9 protein-coding genes are annotated in these 17,674 nt (G+C 60.5%); 3 read left to right on the top strand and 6 right to left on the bottom strand.

The genetic code is table 11. The features are described from left to right. Nucleotides 1-15 precede the first annotated feature (15 nt). Nucleotides 16-4,965, top strand: coding sequence for a hypothetical protein (locus QZR30_RS07450; protein WP_311903122.1), 4,950 nt, complete (start codon nucleotides 16-18; stop codon nucleotides 4,963-4,965). 56 nt (nucleotides 4,966-5,021) lie between these two features. Here the strand turns inward: QZR30_RS07450 and QZR30_RS07445 are convergent, their stop codons facing one another. Continuing rightward, nucleotides 5,022-7,397, bottom strand: coding sequence for an efflux RND transporter permease subunit (locus tag QZR30_RS07445; protein WP_046068407.1), 2,376 nt, complete (start codon nucleotides 7,395-7,397; stop codon nucleotides 5,022-5,024). Between the two features lie 16 nt (nucleotides 7,398-7,413). Then, nucleotides 7,414-8,454: a WD40/YVTN/BNR-like repeat-containing protein gene (locus tag QZR30_RS07440; RefSeq protein WP_046068408.1), complete on the bottom strand. Its 1,041-nt coding sequence runs from the start codon at nucleotides 8,452-8,454 to the stop codon at nucleotides 7,414-7,416. Between the two features lie 331 nt (nucleotides 8,455-8,785). Between QZR30_RS07440 and QZR30_RS07435 the strand changes: the two genes are divergently transcribed. Together QZR30_RS07435 and QZR30_RS07430 are read left to right on the top strand one after the other, a co-directional pair. After that, nucleotides 8,786-9,901, top strand: coding sequence for a Gfo/Idh/MocA family protein (locus QZR30_RS07435; RefSeq protein WP_311903120.1), 1,116 nt, complete (start codon nucleotides 8,786-8,788; stop codon nucleotides 9,899-9,901). A 390-nt stretch (nucleotides 9,902-10,291) separates the two neighbouring features. After that, nucleotides 10,292-12,367 carry a M10 family metallopeptidase C-terminal domain-containing protein gene (locus tag QZR30_RS07430; protein WP_311903119.1) on the top strand — a complete coding sequence of 692 codons (2,076 nt, stop codon included), beginning with the start codon at nucleotides 10,292-10,294 and terminating at the stop codon, nucleotides 12,365-12,367. 24 nt (nucleotides 12,368-12,391) lie between these two features. Here the strand turns inward: QZR30_RS07430 and QZR30_RS07425 are convergent, their stop codons facing one another. From QZR30_RS07425 to QZR30_RS07410, 4 genes are read right to left on the bottom strand one after another with little or no spacing between them, the layout of a single operon-like run. Next, nucleotides 12,392-14,095 carry an AMP-binding protein gene (locus QZR30_RS07425; protein WP_046068411.1) on the bottom strand — a complete coding sequence of 568 codons (1,704 nt, stop codon included), beginning with the start codon at nucleotides 14,093-14,095 and terminating at the stop codon, nucleotides 12,392-12,394. 31 nt (nucleotides 14,096-14,126) lie between these two features. Next, nucleotides 14,127-15,425, bottom strand: coding sequence for an acetyl-CoA C-acetyltransferase (locus QZR30_RS07420; RefSeq protein WP_059397870.1), 1,299 nt, complete (start codon nucleotides 15,423-15,425; stop codon nucleotides 14,127-14,129). Beyond that, entirely contained in the window at nucleotides 15,422-16,312 is an 891-nt protein-coding gene (locus QZR30_RS07415) for a MaoC/PaaZ C-terminal domain-containing protein (RefSeq protein WP_056846194.1), read from the bottom strand. Before QZR30_RS07415 ends, QZR30_RS07420 begins: the two co-directional genes overlap by 4 nt. Before the next feature lie 4 nt (nucleotides 16,313-16,316). Next, complete coding sequence (locus tag QZR30_RS07410; protein ID WP_059397872.1) at nucleotides 16,317-17,660, bottom strand: 3-oxoacyl-ACP reductase; 1,344 nt, start codon at nucleotides 17,658-17,660, stop codon at nucleotides 16,317-16,319. Nucleotides 17,661-17,674 lie beyond the last annotated feature (14 nt).

Below are 17,674 nucleotides of genomic sequence, written 5' to 3'. Positions count from 1 at the left end.
CAAAGGAATTGCGCCATGCAATCGATCAGAAACAACCCTCGCGTATTTACTGCCACACTACCCGCCGAACCTGCGCCGCCACCGCTTGAGCCAAAGGTCGACCAGCCATCACTCAGCGATGCGCAGCCCCGACGCTCGAACTTGCCGACACCCGTACGCATGCCCTCTACCCTCCAGAGCAGGCTCAGTGAAATGCCAGCGCCAGCGGCCAACTCACCCGCCGAGGTGATCGCCAACCAGTTCGCCAGCCGGCCAACGGTGCGTTCAGTGGTCGCGGGCATGCTGGACGAGGCCCTCAAGCGCCATTACCCGACGCTGCACTTCGACAGCGCCAATACTTCCTTGGCGACCCGCCTGCCGACCGATTCGGTACAGTACAAGCTGACGCCACTGCTGGACCTGGCCCTCGTACACCTGGCAACCGGCAGCGACCTGGGCTTCACGGCGCAGAGTCAATGGGTCGAATCCCACTCCGCCAATCCCCTGAGCGTCGTCGATGCCAGCAACCGTAGCGAGCCCCTGGATACGCGCATTGTCGAACTGGCCATCCGTAGCCTGCGACCCAATCTTGTGGACGCCTACGCGCAGGCCCTGACCCGGTTCTGGGGCCAGGACACCCCCAGCGCCACCAGCCACTGGCTCTGGCTCAGCGACAGTCTCAATGACACCGTACGCGTGGCAGGCTTGCAGCAACCGGGCCTGAGCGCAGTGCAGCGCGAGACCCTCGATCAGGTCGTACGTTATCCCGATATCACGCAGCGCCGTCGGGTGATCGGCGCCGATGCGGCGCAAGTCTTCATGGTGCAGACCACCTTGAAACAGGCAGCCACCACCGCCACCCTTCTGAGCCCCGACCTTCTGATCACGCGCCAGGTTGGCGACCAGAAGCTGATACTGCAGGTGACGCCCGCGGGGGTGGTGACGCCCCATGCCTCAATGGAGGATTTCGCCGCATCCCTGTCAAAACGGCTCGAAGGGCAACGCAGTTTCGATCATCTGTCCTGGAAGCGCATGGAGCCAGACGGCAATATTTTCGACACCCAGGCCGCTATGATCCTCAACCGCCAATTGAACAACCTGCAGGCCATAAACCTACCGGCGAGTATGCAGGTGGGCGACCTTGAGCAGCTGTTTTCCCAGGCCACCGACACGGCTGAGCTGTTCAATAGCCAGCCGAGCACAACGCCAGGACGGCTGGCGCAGATGAAGCGCAACCTGCCCGCATGGCTCAACAACGCCAGCGCCGCCGAGCAGCTTGCTTTCCAGCGCAACACCCTCGCCCTGGCCAGCAGCGTAGCGCGTCACCAGGGGCGCACCTTTCTCAGCGATATTCCCGATATCCGCACCTATACCGAACAACAGCTCAACGCCCAACTGGCGTCCATGGGCTATAGCGCAGGCGACCTGGAGGTCACCTTCAAGGTGGCCGTGGGCACCCTGGCCGGCGGCTACATCGAGCCGATCAAGATGAGCCTGGTGGACATGGCCCTGGCTAACCTCGCCGGCCTGCCAAAAGGCAGCATGGATATCCGCCTGCGCGGGCAGCCGGTGACCGACCCCCAGATGCCGCAGAGGCTAAAGGACCTGATCAGCACGGTCAATATCGGCGAGCACTACCCCGCCCTGCTGAACCAGCGCCTGCTCAGCGACACAGCCGACGCCCGGGAACGCACCGCATTATTTGTCGAGCAGGTACCGCTGCAACTGAACATGCAGGCCCAGGAACTCAAGCTCAAAGGCCTGGCCGGCATCACCGCGCAAGGCTGCCGCTTTGTCGAGGCCGTGACTCGGCCTGGCACCGGCGCGCGCAGGGTCGACGACCAGGAGATAACTGTGCGCCCCCTGGCGTTCCTGCGCAAACCTGGCGCGACACCGGATGAGGTGGCCAATATGTTCCTGATCGAGCCGTTGGACTCCGCACGCGGCCCGCATCTGCTCTATCGCCCGATGCTTTCGCCGGCGCTACTCGAGTTCGCCAGCCGTGACGCGCTGTTGGCCGCCATCCAGGCACCGGGTGAGTTGCAACAGAGTGTCCTGGCCTGGCTGCCCGATGACAAAGCCCGTGCGGTGTACGGCAATGGCGGCTTCAAGACGCCCCATGTCGCCCACTACAGCGTGTTCAACGAGTTCGACGCCCCAGCAACGCCTGCGCCGACCGCATTGGCCCTCGACGACTTTGCTGCAGCCCGCACGCTCAGAAGCGACCTGCTCGACGGCAACCTGATGCAACACCTGTACAACAGCAATGCCCGAAGCCTGGTGACCCTTGCCCAAGGCCAGTCCACCTCGGATGCCCAAAGCCGCTGGGCGCAGCACAAGGAACTCGGCTGGCTGCTGTTCAATACCTTGCTTCCAGTACTGCGCGGCCCAGGAGCCATGGCCGGCTGGCTGCTGCAACTGGCCAGTGTCGAAAACGACATCAAGCACGCCACTGAGTCGACGCATGCAGACACCACGCAAGCGATGGTGGACCTGCTGGTGAATGTCGCCACCTTGTTGAGTCACGCTACGCCGAGCGAGGCCACCGCACGGCCCTTGGGCAAGGTGCCCTTTATGGAGCGTGCGCAAGTGTCGATCCCGCTGCGGCGCACTGCCGAGACGGCGCCGCCCACCCAGGTGCTGATCGAAGAAGACGCGCCTGCGCCCAGCGGGCTGCTCGACAGCCACCAGCCGTTCGACTTTGCCTTCTCCAACCTACGGGGCCTGAGCCCTGCCCAGCGCGCCTATATCAACACCTTCAGCGTTCCGGCACCGGCCGGCGAGGTCACACCGATTCAAACCGGGAGAACCGAAGGTCTCTACCTTATCGACGACAAACTGCATGCCCATATCGATAACCACTGGTTCCGGGTGGCCCGGGATCTCGACGGCGTTTTTGTGATAGACGAGCACGACAAGACGCGTACCGGCCCGCCTTTGAGGCGCGATGCCCAGGCCCATTGGCAATTGGATATAGCTCCCCGGCTCAAGGGCGGAATGCCCATCAGTGAACGGGTGCAAGCCGCCCTCGAAGAGAACTTCAACCAGAGTGAAGTCATGCTCAACAACTTCGCGGCCCATCGCCAGCGTGTGCTGCCGATGGAAGTGCTCATGATGGGTGCCCAGGAGCGCCTCCAGCAAACCGAGGAGAGCCTGAAAAAGTCGGACAAGACCCTCAAGACGCTCTGGGGCCTGGTCAACAGCGGAGAGCGCGGCGCTGATTTCGCCGAGCGCTACCAGCAGGAGCTGAGCAATAACCATAACCTGACAGCATTACTGCGCAAGCGCCTGGATGACTATCAACGTTACGCCAGCTTCGCCATTAAGGGTCGCAAAGACGCGATCCAGGCGGTAAGCAGCGATAATCCGGCCATGGACCTGGAGGTGTTCAAGGATGTACGGGGTGGCGAGTACCGGGCAATCGCCGAAACCCTGCGCTCGATCTACGTCGACCACTTGTACGACGCCAATGAGTTTACCCATGCCCCCTCGGGGGAGCCGATGTCCAGCCTGGCTGAAAAGGTCCGCGCCAATCAGCCCGAGGCCTATGCCCAAATGGTCGAAGCCATGAGCCTGCGCGAGATGCGCCTGACCCGCCTGATAAGGGCCGGGGACGCCTATGAGGCACTGCTCGATGAATGGAAAAGCGACTCGCCCGCCAACAAGAAACAGGCCGAAATCTTTATCAGGAGCACCCAACAACCACCAGCCAACTTGGTACTGACAAGTCGGCTGGAGCAACTGAGCACACTGCGTGAGTTGAGCATCGACCGTATGGTCCCTACTAACGCCCCCGAGAAAAGGTTCTTCCTTGATCGCTTCAACCGTGCCGAGCTCAACGCGGTGTCCATGTCCCATATCGAGTTGCAGCAGCACGAGGGCTATACCGCCGACGAACGTATCGCGGTACTCAGTGAACTGATCGATAAATACAAGGCCGAGCTGAGCAACACTCAAGCCCTCCAGGACATCAGCCCCGAAAGCGTCCGTCCGGTTTATGGCGCGTACTTTATTGAATCCCTGCAAAAAGTCATCACCCAGGCCCAGGCCGAACTGGCCGACCTGATCCGTGAAGAACAACACCTGCCACCTTTGATGCTTCGTCGGGAGGAGCGGGCGCGCAAGTCGGCAAACAAACGGGTGTTCAAGACCCGAGACAAGCAAACCCTGGTCGGCACACTACGCACCAGGCAACCCGGGGAAACGGTTCCGATCATTGATGTCCTCGATCCCCAGAGCGGCCAGGCACTGAAAACCTACAGCTGGCATCAGGCCGACGGCGAATGGGTGACGGTGGACAAGCCAAAAGCAGTCAAACCCAAACCGGTGCCCGCGACAAAACCCTTATCGGCCTATGTCGATTCGGCCCGCCAATTAATGAGCGAACAGCTGAGTATCGAACGCTCGATTCAATTCCAGAAAAGGAAGCTTGATGACCCGACTCAACGGGAATCCGTCAACCCCCAGGACTGGAGCGACATGCTCGAAGCCCAGGCGGATAGCCTTGAGCAAGTGGCACGGGAAGCGCAGGCCAACCACAAGGCCGATAGGCGAACCGCAACCCTGGTGGAGCAATGGCAGAATGCAGTGGCACACATGCGCGAGCAGGCCATTGCCCACAGGTGCGATGGCTACCTGCGCCAGGCGCCACGGCCGGAAAATATCGATTACCTGTGGACCCATGGCCGCGTTGATATCGGTGTAGTCAAGCGCTATAAACCCCTCAAGGGCGGCGATTTTCTCACCGAGTACGCGATACGCGACAAAAACGGACTCAAGGACTTGTGGTATGCGCACTTTCACTACACCAAGGCCAACTCACCCGTTGCCGACCACAGCGCTGCGCATTTGAAGATTCCGGAGCAGCGCTACCTGACGCAAAAGGACCTGGTGCGCCAGGCCGGCCAGGATAACTCTTCAATCGAAGAAATCGTGCATACCCGGATCAACCCACCCCTGGATCAGAAACTGTTCTTGAAGCTATAACCCTGGCGCTGCAGGAGCGAGCTTGCTCGCTCCTGCAGGACGCCCCTTGAAGGGGCTCAGTGAGCAAACAACGAATTGCCCTTCTGCCCCGCCAGCTTCTCGGGCTTGATCAGGAACCGCGCCAGGGCCGGCAACAGCCACAGCGCGCCGAACATATTCCACAGCAACATGAAGGTCAGCATCAGGCCCATGTCGGCCTGGAACTTGATAGCCGAGAAGATCCAGGTGCACACGCCAATGGCCAGGCACAGGCCGGTGAACAGCACGGCCTTGCCGGTGGATTTCAGCGTCTGGTAGTACGCCTCTTGCAGCGGCAGGCCGGCACGCAGGAAGCTTTCCAGGCGGCTGTAGATGTAGATGCCGTAGTCCACGCCAATCCCCACGCCCAGGGCCACTACCGGCAAGGTCGCAACCTTGACGCCGATACCCATGAACGCCATCAGCGCGTTACCCAGTACCGAGGTCAATACCAGCGGCAGCACGATGCACAGGGTCGCCGCCCAGGAGCGGAAGGTGATCATGCACATGGTCGCCACGCACAGGTACACCAGGATCAGGATGATCAACTCCGATTCCTTGATCACCTCGTTGGTAGCCGCTTCAATCCCGGCATTGCCGGCGGCGAGAATGAATTCCAGGCCGTCCTTGTTGTTCTCCTTGGCGAAGTCCTGCACGGCATGCACGGCGCGGTCAAGGGTCTCGGCCTTGTGGTCGTTGAGGAACACCAGCACCGGCGCCAGGGAGCAATTGTTGTTGTACAGGCCATCGGCACGGGCGATGGAGTTATTGAGCACGTCCGGGTTACGCGACAGGGTTTCCCATTTCAGGTTGCCTTCGTTCATGCCCTTGATCATCTGCTTGGATACGGTCACCAGCGAAATCGCCGACTGCACGCCCTCGGTGTTCTGCATCTTCCACATCAACTGGTCGATAGGCGCCATGGCTTCGTAGCGCGAGCAGCCTTCGGCTCGGGTCTTGACCATCACCACCAGCACATCGGAACTGGTGGAATAATTGCTGATGATGAAGTTGTTGTCTTTGTTGTAGCGCGAGTCCGGGCGCAGTTCCGGGGCGCCTTGGTCAAGGTCGCCGATCTTCAGGTTCTGGCTGTACCAGAGGCCGCCGCCAAAGGCGATCAGCGCCAGGAAAATCGAGACCGGCGCGACTTTCGGGCTGGCGAATTTGGACAGCAACCGCCAGAAACGGTGTTCGCGGTGCGCATCCTTTTTACTGCGCTCAATCGCGCGCTTGCTGATACCCACATAGGAGATCGCCACCGGCAGCAGGATCAGGTTGGTAAACACGATCACTGCCACACCGATGGAAGCACCGATGGCCAGTTCGCGGATCACGCCGATATCGATGATCAGCAGCGTGATAAAACCCACCGCGTCGGCGAGGATCGCGATCATCCCCGGCAAGAACAACTGGCGGAAGGTACGTCGTGCGGCGGTCAGGGCGTTATCGGCATCACTCGATTGCAGGGCGATACCGTTGATCTTCTGCACGCCGTGGGAAATACCAATGGCGAAAATCAGGAACGGCACCAGCATCGAGTACGGGTCCAGGCCGAAGCCGACCGCGTGCATCAAGCCCAACTGCCACACCACCGCCACCAGGGTGGTAATCAACACGGCGATGGTGCTGCGGATGCACCAAGTGAACCAGTAGAGCAACACCAGGGTGATCATGAAGGCGATGCCAAAGAACAGCACCACCATGATCAAGCCATCGATCAGGTCCCCGACTTTCTTGGCGAAACCGACGATGTGGATTTTCACATTAGGGTTTTGCGCCTCGAACTTGTTGCGGATCTTGTCCTCAAGTTCATGGGAAAACTTCTGGTAGTCCAAGGCCAGCAACTTGCCCTGGTCCTGCGGGTCCGGGTAGGACTCCAGCAGCGGGATATCGACGATACTCGACTTGAAGTCGTTGGCCACCAGACGCCCGACCTGGCCGGACTTGAGCACGTTGTTACGCAGCTGGTCGAGGCTTTGCGGCGAGCCGTTGTAGCTCTGCGGGATGACTTCGCCACCGGCAAAGCCTTCTTCGGTTACTTCGGTCCAGCGTACGCTGGGGCTCCACAATGATTTGAGGCCCGAGCGATCGACGCCGGAGATGTAGAACACCTCGTCGTTGATCTGCCGCAGGGTCTCCATGTACTCCTTCGTGAAGATGTCGCCGTCCTTGGCCTCCACCGAGATACGCACGGTATTGCCCAGGTTGGCCAGGTCGTTGCGGTGCTCCATCATCTTTTCGATGAAGGGATGCTTGAGGGGGATCATCTTTTCAAAGCTGGTGGACGGGCGAATCAAGGTCGCCTGCCAGAACAGGAACACGCTCACCAGCAGGCAGATGACGATCACCGCCGGGCGATTGTTGAAGATCAGGCGCTCAAGAAAGGTCGCTTTATCGTTGTGATGACTGCTCATGCTTTCCCCGCCCTTATTATTGTTTTACGAGTTCGGCGCCAGCGGGCGTGGCGACACGAACGCCGCCCTGCCCGACCAGAATCAGGTTGCCATTGCCTGCGGCCGTGACCGCCGAGAGTGAAATCCGGTCCGGACGATTGAATACGCTGAACGTCTGGCCGTCGTCATGACTGACCACCACGCTGCCACCGTTGCCGACGACGACAATGGACCCATCATCGAGCAACGTCGCCCCAGACAAGCCGAACTCCAACGCACCGCGTGTGGCATTGAGTTCGACCTGATCCCAGTTGCTGCCAAAATCGGTGGAGCGATACAGGTTGCCGCGCAAACCATAGGCCAGCAGGGTTTGCGGTTGCGCCGTGCTGATCACGCCAAACAGCGAGCCTTCATAGGGGCCTTCGAGTTTTTCCCAGGTCTGGCCGTCGTCGCTGGAGCGGAACATGCTGCCTTGCTCGCCGACGATAAACAGGCCGGCGTCCTTGACCGAGGCGATGGCGTTGAGGTGGAACTGGTCTTCGTTATCGAGACGGTCGCTGACGTCGTTCCAGGACGTGCCGCCGTCGGTGGTTTCGATCAGCGCACCATAGGCACCCACGGCGAGGCCATGGTTGGCATCGTTGAACCACACATCGAGCAACGGGGCTTCGCGCTTGAGGTCTTGATATTGCTGGGTCCAGGTAGCACCGCCATCGGCACTGGCAAGGATTTGCGCGTCATGGCCGACAGCCCAACCGTGCTTGTCATCGACGAAAAACACCGCCGTGAGCAGTTGCCGGGTAGGTACCTTGGCTTGGGTCCAGGTGTTGCCCTGGTCATCGGAATAGAGGATATGCCCGCGATCACCGACCGCCACCAAGCGCTTGCCTGCGTGGACTACATCAATCATCAGGCCTTTGGCAGCCTTGGGCGATTCAATCGCAAACACCGCGGCGGCGGTGGAATCGCTGGCAGCCAGTACCGGCGTCGACAACACGGCACCGGCAAACAGCGAGAGCGCTGTGGCCAGCAACGCAACCCTGCGTGCGGCGCGTGGGCGGCAAACAACCCAACCCATGACAGGCTCACTCATAGACCTTTCTCCCATTTATTATTGTTAGGTCGTCTCATCTTCCAGGGCCGTGAAACCTGCAATCTAGAGCGCCTGGAGTAAGCAGGGGCCATCCTATCGGGCTTTGGAATCGTCTGACAATCGGTGCTGCGTTATCTTTTGTTAACTGGCGGCATTTGGCCAGGGGTGAATATGGCTTTATCAGCAGAAATGATGAGCCCAAGGCGCGTGGCCCTCTTGCTGACGAGCAATGAATTTTTATTCCACCTATTGAATTAAACGAATATTTATTCCATTAATAGCCTTCCTGAAAACAATAATCCAAAGGACCACGGCTATGCGTGAACTCGGAATCGGCTTGATCGGCACAGGCTTCATGGGCCGCGCCCACGCGCTGGCGTTCAATAACGCGCGGGCGGTGTTTGAACTACCGGTACAGCTCAAGCTGGCGGCTCTGGCCGATGCCGACACCGAACGCGCCCAGCGTTGCGCTGACGCCTGGGGCTTTGGCCAGGCCCACGGCGACTGGCAAGCACTGATCGACGACCCCAAGGTCGACGTCGTGGCCATCACCACTCCCAACCACTTGCACTATCCCATGGCGATGGCGGCCATCGCGGCGGGCAAGGCGGTGTATTGCGAGAAACCCCTGGCCGTCAGCCTCGAGCAAGCCGACGCCATGCGCCGCGCCACCAGTGCCGCCGGGGTAGTGACACGGGTGGGCTACAACTACCAGCACAACCCGATGATCGTGCTGGCAAAGCAAATGATTGCCAACGGCGACCTCGGCGAGATCATCAGCTTCCAGGGTGAATTCAGCGAAGACTTCATGGCCGACCCGGTTTCACCCTGGTCATGGCGCTGTGAGGTCGAACACGCCGGTGGCGCGCTGGCCGATCTGGGCAGCCATCTGCTGTCGATGGCGCGCTATCTGGTCGGCGATGTGGTCAGTGTGTGCGCCGATACCCAGACCGTGCATGCCCAGCGCCCCGCCACGGCCGGCAGCCAAACGTCAAAAACCATTGCCGTGGATGACCAGGTACACGCCCTGCTGCGCTTTGCCAACGGTGCCCGCGGCACGGTAAGTAGCAGCTGGCTCAAGCACGGCTACAAGAATCACCTGAGTTTTGAGATCAGCGGGACCCAGGGCACCTTGGCGTTCGACCAGGAACGCTTGAATGAACTGCGCCTGTACCGCATCGGCCAGGACGGTTTCCAGCGCGTACTGGCAGGCCCGGCCCTGCCCGGTTATGCGGCGTTCAGCCCCGCCGCGGGGCATCAACTGGGCTACAACGAATTGAAGACCCTGGAGGTGCACGAGTTGATCATGACCATGGCCGGCCAGGGTGCGGATGGAACGGACTTCGAAGCGGCGTGGGCAGTCGAGCGGCTGGCGACGGCGATTCGTACGGCGGCTCGTGAAGAACGCTGGGTCAAGGTCAGCGAGCTGTAGAGCACGCTGATCTGCCGGTTGAACGCCGCCCTTGCCTACAGGGTCGGCGTGCACTGTCCTGCCTATCCATCAGTGCGTTCACGCGGATGGAGCGCTGACCATCATTCAACTCAAGTAAAAACCTGTTTGATCGCACTTACATCCGTAACTTTTCCCAACTTCAAATAGCTGTATCCCCCCTCAAACAAACACACTTCATACGCTGCCAGCGCACACACACCCGCCTTGAAAAAACTCCCCATATTTAATCAAACATCGACATAAATACCCCCTGGCCTTCTTTAAAGAAACACGCCACCTTAAACCGCGTTCGACACTCAAACACCTCTTGCGTACTCATACAAACCCAAACACCTGCGAGACATAAACATGCTTAGTACCGGAACTCACATGCCGATGCACCTGCACCGACAAATCCAACCTCCTGCTGGCGACACTTCACTGCAAGCCTCGTCCTCTTTATCAGACAAAGTCGCCCAGCAACTGACCCGCGACAACTTCAAATTAAAGGACAGGGATGGCGATGGCCAACTATCCGTTTCTTACAAGTTCTTCGACGCCGCAGATCCGCAAACAGCCTGGCTCAAGGGCGGTGGTGCGCTTGAGTTCAGCCAGGCCAGAAAGAAAGCGTTCAGGAGCGCAATCAAGGCTTGGGAAGACGTGGTCAAGGTCAAGTTCACCGAAAACGCCAGGCATGCAGATGCATTTTTTGTACTTCATGCCAACAATGGGGTCGGTGGGTATGCAGTCATGCCAAATGACCAGGGAACAGCAAATATAGGCATCGGCGTTGGCAACAAGAACTCTCCCCCTCATTCGTCGATGATTCATGAACTTGGTCATAGCCTGGGGTTACAACATCCAAACCAGAACTATCCCGAAAACAGCCACACGCATACGGCCATGAGTTACAACAATAAATGGTGGCGTCCGGCCGACGAGCGCGGCGTGAGTGTTTCGGATAGCAACTTGACACCGGCCATGCACGATATCGCAGCCGTTCATCGCTTATACGAACCCAATTACGAAACTCGAAAAGGAGATACAACTTATGGTTTCAACTCCAACACTGAGCGTGACCACTATTCGTTGACTTCCGCCGACGAGTTGACCAACTTTTGTGTCTGGGACGGCGGCGGCGAAGACACATTGGATTTTTCCGGCTTCAGGCAGAATCAAAAGATCAACCTGGGCGCCGAGACACTCTCGGATGTGGGTGGCCGCGTGGGCAACGTATCCATCGCCAAGGGCGTTGTCATGGAAAATGCCATCGGTGGATCCGGGCACGATGTGTTGATTGGCAACCAGATCAACAACCGCATGACGGGAGGGGCAGGCGGCGACACGCTGACCGGCGGCGGAGGCGCAGATACCTTTGTCTATAACCGGGCCAGCGACTCACCGGCTAAAAACCCGGATACGCTCACGGACTTCACAAGCGGTATCGACAAAATCGATCTATCTGGGCTATTGAAAGAGGCGGGCCTCCAGTCTCTCCGACTCGTTGAACAACACATGGGGCGCAAAGGTGAACTGACCCTGGACTACGATGCAAACATCAAGCTGTACAGGCTGATTCTGAATGTGAATGGCGACCCTGCATCCGCGCTGGTGATCCTGAGCAAAGGCCCCATAAAACTTGAAGATATCCTTACTGGAGCCACACCTGACACGCCCGTTACGCCAGATGTGCCGGTTACACCAGTCGTGCCACCTCAGCCAGAGCCAGAGCCAGAGCCAGAACCTACGCCCACTCCGGTCCCCAAGCCAACCCCTGCTCCGCGGCCCCCTGTCACACCTCCACTTTCAGACTGCGAAACGGCTGACACCGTCTACGGCTTCAACGCCAATACCGGCCAGCGTGGAACGAGCCTCTCGTCGGCCACAGACAAACCGGCTTTCAGCGTGCATGACCAAAAGGGCAATGACACCCTGGACTTTTCCGGTTTCACGCAAGCCCAGCGAATCAACCTGGCGCCGAATTCGCGCTCCAGCGTCGGTGGCTTGACTGACAATGTGTACATCACGCCCGACACCCTCATCGAAAATGCCGTCGGCGGCCAGGGCAACGACCGTATTGCCGGCAACAGCGGCGATAACGTGTTGACCGGCGGGGGCGGAGCCGACCACCTGACTGGTAATGGTGGCTTCAACACGTTCACCTACCATGCCGCCAGCGACTCCACGCGCAACAACCCGGACTTGCTCATGGACTTCACCACAGGCCAAGACAAGATCGACTTGAGCAGCCTGAGTAAAAACACACAGGTCACGCTCAACCACGTCAGTCAATACAGCGGGCGACCGGGCGATACCCTCCTGACCTTCAACCCGAACACCCAGCGGTACTTCCTCGCCATTGATCTGACGGGTGATCGCAAGACTGACTTTCTGATCAAAAGCACTCGGCCGATCTACAGCGAGGACGTCATTGGTCTGAACATTCAGGATGATGGTTATCTCTGACCGTTGCTGACAAGGTCCACGGTGTCAGCGCAATGCCCGTCGCAGTACCTTGCCGACGGTAGTCTTGGGCAACTCGGTACTGCGAAACTCCACATACCGCGGCATCTTGTAGCCCGTCAGGTACTCCCGACAGTGCGCAAGGATCTGCTCCTGGGTCAGGTTCGGGTCCTTGCGCACCACGATGATCTTGACCTTTTCCCCGCTCACCGCATCTTCCACGCCAATGGCCGCCACCTCACTCACGCCCGGGTGCATCGCCACCACGTCTTCGATTTCATTGGGGTACACGTTGAAACCTGAGACCAGGATCATGTCCTTCTTGCGGTCTACCAGGCGGATATAACCGCGGGCGTCCATCACCCCGATATCACCGGTGGACAGCCAGCCCTCGGCGTCCAGCACCTCGGCGGTTTCCTTCGGGCGCTGCCAGTAGCCCTGCATCACTTGCGGGCCGCGTACTTGCAGTTCGCCTTGCTCGCCGATATCCGCCAGCTCGCCATCTTCGCGAACAAAGCGCACCCAGGTCGATGGCAGCGGCACACCAATGCTGCCGGTGAATTCCATCTCGCGCATGCGTGAAATATCGATGGGGCTGATGCTCACCACCGGCGAACATTCGGTCAGCCCGTAACCTTCGACAATCGGTAGCCCGGTGACTTCTTTCCAGCGCTTGGCCACGGCGGTGTGGGTGGCCATGCCACCGGCGATCACCAGGCGCAGGTCAGAAAAGTCCCTAGCGCAGAAGTCCTTGTTCTCCAGCAAGCCGTTGAACAACGTGTTGACCCCGGCAATCCCGTTGAAGCGCTCTTTGCGCAGGATCATCTGCACGCGCTTCACGTCCCGCGGGTTGGCGATCAGGATATTGCGCCCGCCCAGGCACATGAACATCAGGCAGTTCACCGTCAGGGAAAAGATGTGATACAGCGGCAGCAGGGTCACGTTGGTTTCCTGCTTGTGCTGGTCCAGTTGGTCGCCGACCCAGGCCTTGGCTTGCAATAGATTGGCGATGATATTGCGATGGCTGAGCATCACCCCCTTGGCATCGCCGGTGGTGCCGCCGGTGTACTGCAGGAAGGCCAGTTCGTCGCGGTCCAGGCTGACCGGTAGATGGGTCTGCGCCCTGCCCTGTTTCATCACTTGATTGAAACGCAGCGCACCGGGCAACTTGAAGGCTGGCACCTGTTTCTGTACACGGCGCAGGATGAAGTTCATCGCCGCACCCTTAAAGGCGCCCAGCAAGTCGCCAATAGCCGCGACCACCACACGCTTGACGCTGCTGCCTGCCATGGCTTTTTCCAGGGTATGGGCGAAATTCTCGAAGATCACCACGGTCTCGGCGCCGCTGTCCTTGAGCAGATGCTTGAGTTCATGGGCGGTGTACAACGGGTTGACGTTGACCACCACTGCCCCGGCCAGGATCGTACCCAACAGGCAGATCGGGTACTGCAAGCAGTTGGGCATCATCAGCGCCACGCGGTCGCCCTTCTTCACACCCTGGCCCTGCAGCCAGGCCGCAAACGCAATGCCCTGGACCTGCCAGTCGGCGTAAGTCATTTCGGTGCCGATGCTGACGTAGGCCACCCGCTCGCGGAATTTTTCCAGGTGTTCCAGGAACACTTCGCGCAATGACGGGTAATCTTCGATCCCGGCATCGATGTCGGCCGGAACGCCGGGCAGGTAAGCGTTCAACCAGATGCGTTCGCTGTGTTCCAGGCTGATAGCGTTCATGACAGTGTCCTTATTGTTGTTTTTGACAGCGTTACTTTTCGACGATGGCGGTGATGCCCAACCCGCCCGCTGCACAGATCGAGATCAGGCCGCGACCCCCACCGCGTTCATGGATCGCCTTGGCCAGCGCCGCCAGTTGTCGGCCGCCGGTGGCCGCGAAGGGATGGCCGCAACCCAGGGAGCCGCCGTTGACGTTCATCTTGCTGCGGTCGATGGCGCCCAGGGGCGCGTCCAAGCCCAGGCGCTCGCGGCAATATTGGGGGTCTTCCCAGGCCTTGAGCGTACACAGCACCTGGGCGGCAAAGGCTTCGTGGATCTCGAACAAATCAAAGTCGGCAAAACTCAAGCCCTCGCGCTGGAGCATGCGTGGTACGGCGTAAGCGGGCGCCATCAGCAGGCCCTCGGTGCCATCGACAAAATTCACCGCCGCCGTCTCACCCGTGCGCAAATAAGCCAGCACCGGCCAGCCGTTGGCGTTCGCCCATTCTTCACTGGCGAGCAGCACCACCGAGGCGCCGTCGGTCAGCGGCGTGGAATTGCCGGCAGTGAGTGTGCCGTTGTGCCGGTCAAATGCCGGCGACAGGCCCGCGAGTTTTTCCAGACTGATATCGGCACGCAGGTTGTTGTCCCGGGCCAGGCCGCGATGGGGGCTGATCAGGTCGTCGAAGAAGCCGCGTTTATACGCCGCATCCAGGCGCTGATGGCTGGTGAGGGTCAGTTCGTCCTGGGCCAGGCGTTTGATTTGCCAGCGCTTGGCCATTTCCTCGCAATGCTCGCCCATGGACAGCCCGGTGCGCGGCTCGCCATTGCGCGGCAATAATGGTTTGAAGAACATCGATGGACGCACTTTCAGCAAGGTCTTGAGCTTGTCGCCCATGCCCTTGGCCCGATTGGCGGCGAGCAAGGTGTGGCGCAAGGCTTCGTTGATACCGATGGGCGCATCGGAGGTGGTGTCGGCACCACCGGCAATCCCGACTTCGATCTGGCCGAGGGCGATTTTATTCGCCACCAACAGCGCGGCTTCAAGCCCGGTGCCACAGGCTTGTTGCACATCATAGGCCGGGGTCTGCGGCGACAGCGTGGTGGACAACAACGACTCACGGGCCAGGTTGAAATCCCGCGAATGCTTGACCACCGCCCCGGCGGCAAACTCGCCCAGGCGCTGGCCGTGCAGGTTGTAGCGGTCTACCAGGCCTTGTAGGGCAGCGACCAACAGATCCTGGTTGCTGTCGTGGGCGTACACCGTGTTGGAGCGGGCAAACGGGATGCGGTTGCCGCCGATGATCGCCACGCGGCGGGTCGGGGCCGGGTTGAAGCTGTAGTCACTCATGCCTGGCTCTCTTTCCAAATGAATAGCCCACGCATATGGGGCTTGTCCCCAGCAAAATTGCGCACTTCGAACTCACGCCGCGGGCCGGTCACCGGGTGGTTCCACAGGGCGACCTGGCCGGGCAGGAAGATCGGCAACTTGAAGTCGCAATGGGCCTGGGCCTGGTCCAGGCCACCGGGTGGTTGTTGCGCCGCCAATGCGCGCCCCAGGGTCCACATGCCATGGGCGATGGCACGCCGGAAACCGAAGAGCCTGGCGCCGATGACCGAGGTGTGAATCGGGTTGAAATCCCCCGAGACCTTGGCAAAGCGTCGCCCCAGGTCAGCCGGCAACACCCAGCGTTGGGTACGCAACAAACCCTCTTCCTGCAGCGGCAAAGGGTCACTCCAGGGGTCGCCCACGGGGTCGTCGACGTCACGACGCAGGTACAGGCTGTCGCTTTCCCACACCAGGGCCTCAGCACCGTAGGCGCGGGTGGCGATACTCAGCGCCTGCCCCTTTGGATGGGCGACCCAACGCTCGCAATACACCTCCAGGCGCAGCGCCTGGCCCTCGTGCAGGCGTTGGTGCTGGCGAATGCGATTGGCCAGGTGCACCATGCCGCTGGCCGGGTACGGGAAGCTTGGCCGGGTCAGCAGCATCAAATGCAGTGGGAATGCCAACACATGGGGGTAGGACAGTGGCACGCCCTGTTCACGCCGAAAGCCACAGGCTCGGGCGTAAGCGGCGATGCCTGTGGGCGACAGCTCCACCGCCGAGCGCACAAGTCGCGCCGTAGGCAACGGCGGCGCGCCGTCGAGCTTGGGCTTGCGCAAGGCGCGCATGCCATCGAGCAACAACTGGGTGCGCGAGGGCGCTGGGTCGATAATCTGCGTGACGTAATCCATCGACTCAGGCTCCCAACAGGCTTTGGCCACACACCCGCACCACCTGGCCATTGACCCCGCCCGACGCGGGATGGGCCAGCCAGGCGATAGTCTCGGCCACGTCAATAGGCTGCCCGCCCTGGGACAACGAGTTCATGCGTCGCCCCGCTTCGCGGATCATGAGCGGGATTTTTGCGGTCATCTGGGTTTCGATAAAGCCGGGGGCTACCGCATTCACCGTGACCTGGCGAGCCGCCGCACGCGGCGCCAGCCCCTGCACCAGGCCGATCACCCCGGCCTTGGAGGTGGCATAGTTGCTTTGCCCGAGGTTGCCGGCGATACCGGAAATCGACGACACGCACACGATGCGCCCACCCGGGTTCAAACCCTGGCTGTCCAGCAAGGCCTCACTGAGCTGCAACGGCGCCTCAAGATTGACTGCCAAGACACTGCGCCAAGCGGCTTCGGTCATCTTGGCGATGGTCTTGTCGCGGGTGATTCCGGCGTTGTGAACCACCACATCGAAGGCGCCGTATTGGCTGACGTGGGCTTGCAACAGCGCGGCGGTGTCAGTGGCGGTAATGTCCAGGGGCAAGGCCGAGCCACTGACACTGGCGGCGGCCTGCTGCAACGCATCCTGGGCCTGGGGCACATCCACGCACACCACATGGGCGCCGTCCCGCGCCAGCACCTGGGCGATGGCCAGGCCGATGCCCCGGGAGGCGCCGGTGACCAAGGCACGTCGACCGGCGAAGGGCTTGTCCCAATTGACGGCAGTGTTGCCATCGACCGGTGTTTGCAGGCGCACCACCTGCCCCGATACATAGGCCGAACGGCGCGACAGGAAGAAGCGCAGGCTGCTGTCCAAAGCCTCTTCTGCATCCGGCGCAACATAGAGCAACTGCACGGTGATCGCCCGACGCAGTTCCTTGGCCAGCGAGCGCACCAAACCTTCGAGGGCGCGCTGGGCGATGGCCTGGGGCAAATCCTGGCAGTGTTCCGGTGCAGTGCCGAGCACCACTACCCGGCCATGTTGGCCGAGGCGCTTGGCGTTGGCATGGAAGAACAGGTAGAGCTCGTCCAGCTGCTGCAGATCGGCAATGTCACTGGCATCGAACACCGCGCCTTGCACCTTGACGGTGGACGGCGCCGTGAGGGTCGCCGGGGTGGCGGCAACAGTGTCGGTGGCGCTGAAGATGCGCTGCACCGATGCCACCAGACGCCCTGCCCCGGCGATGATCACCGGGTTGGCCAGGCCGGCCTGGCCACTGCGATGGCGTTGCAGCGGCAAAGGCTGCGGCAGGCCGACAGCCTGGGCCAGGCGACGGCCCCAGGGGGAATTGACGAATGAAAGGTAGTTGTCACTCATAGAGGGTTCCACTC

It is taken from the genome of Pseudomonas sp. rhizo25 (assembly GCF_031931935.1).
Taxonomy (GTDB): Bacteria; Pseudomonadota; Gammaproteobacteria; order Pseudomonadales; family Pseudomonadaceae; genus Aquipseudomonas; species Aquipseudomonas synxantha.
Note: the sequence above shows the minus strand (reverse complement) of the source record. Positions and strands in the feature narration are given on the sequence as shown.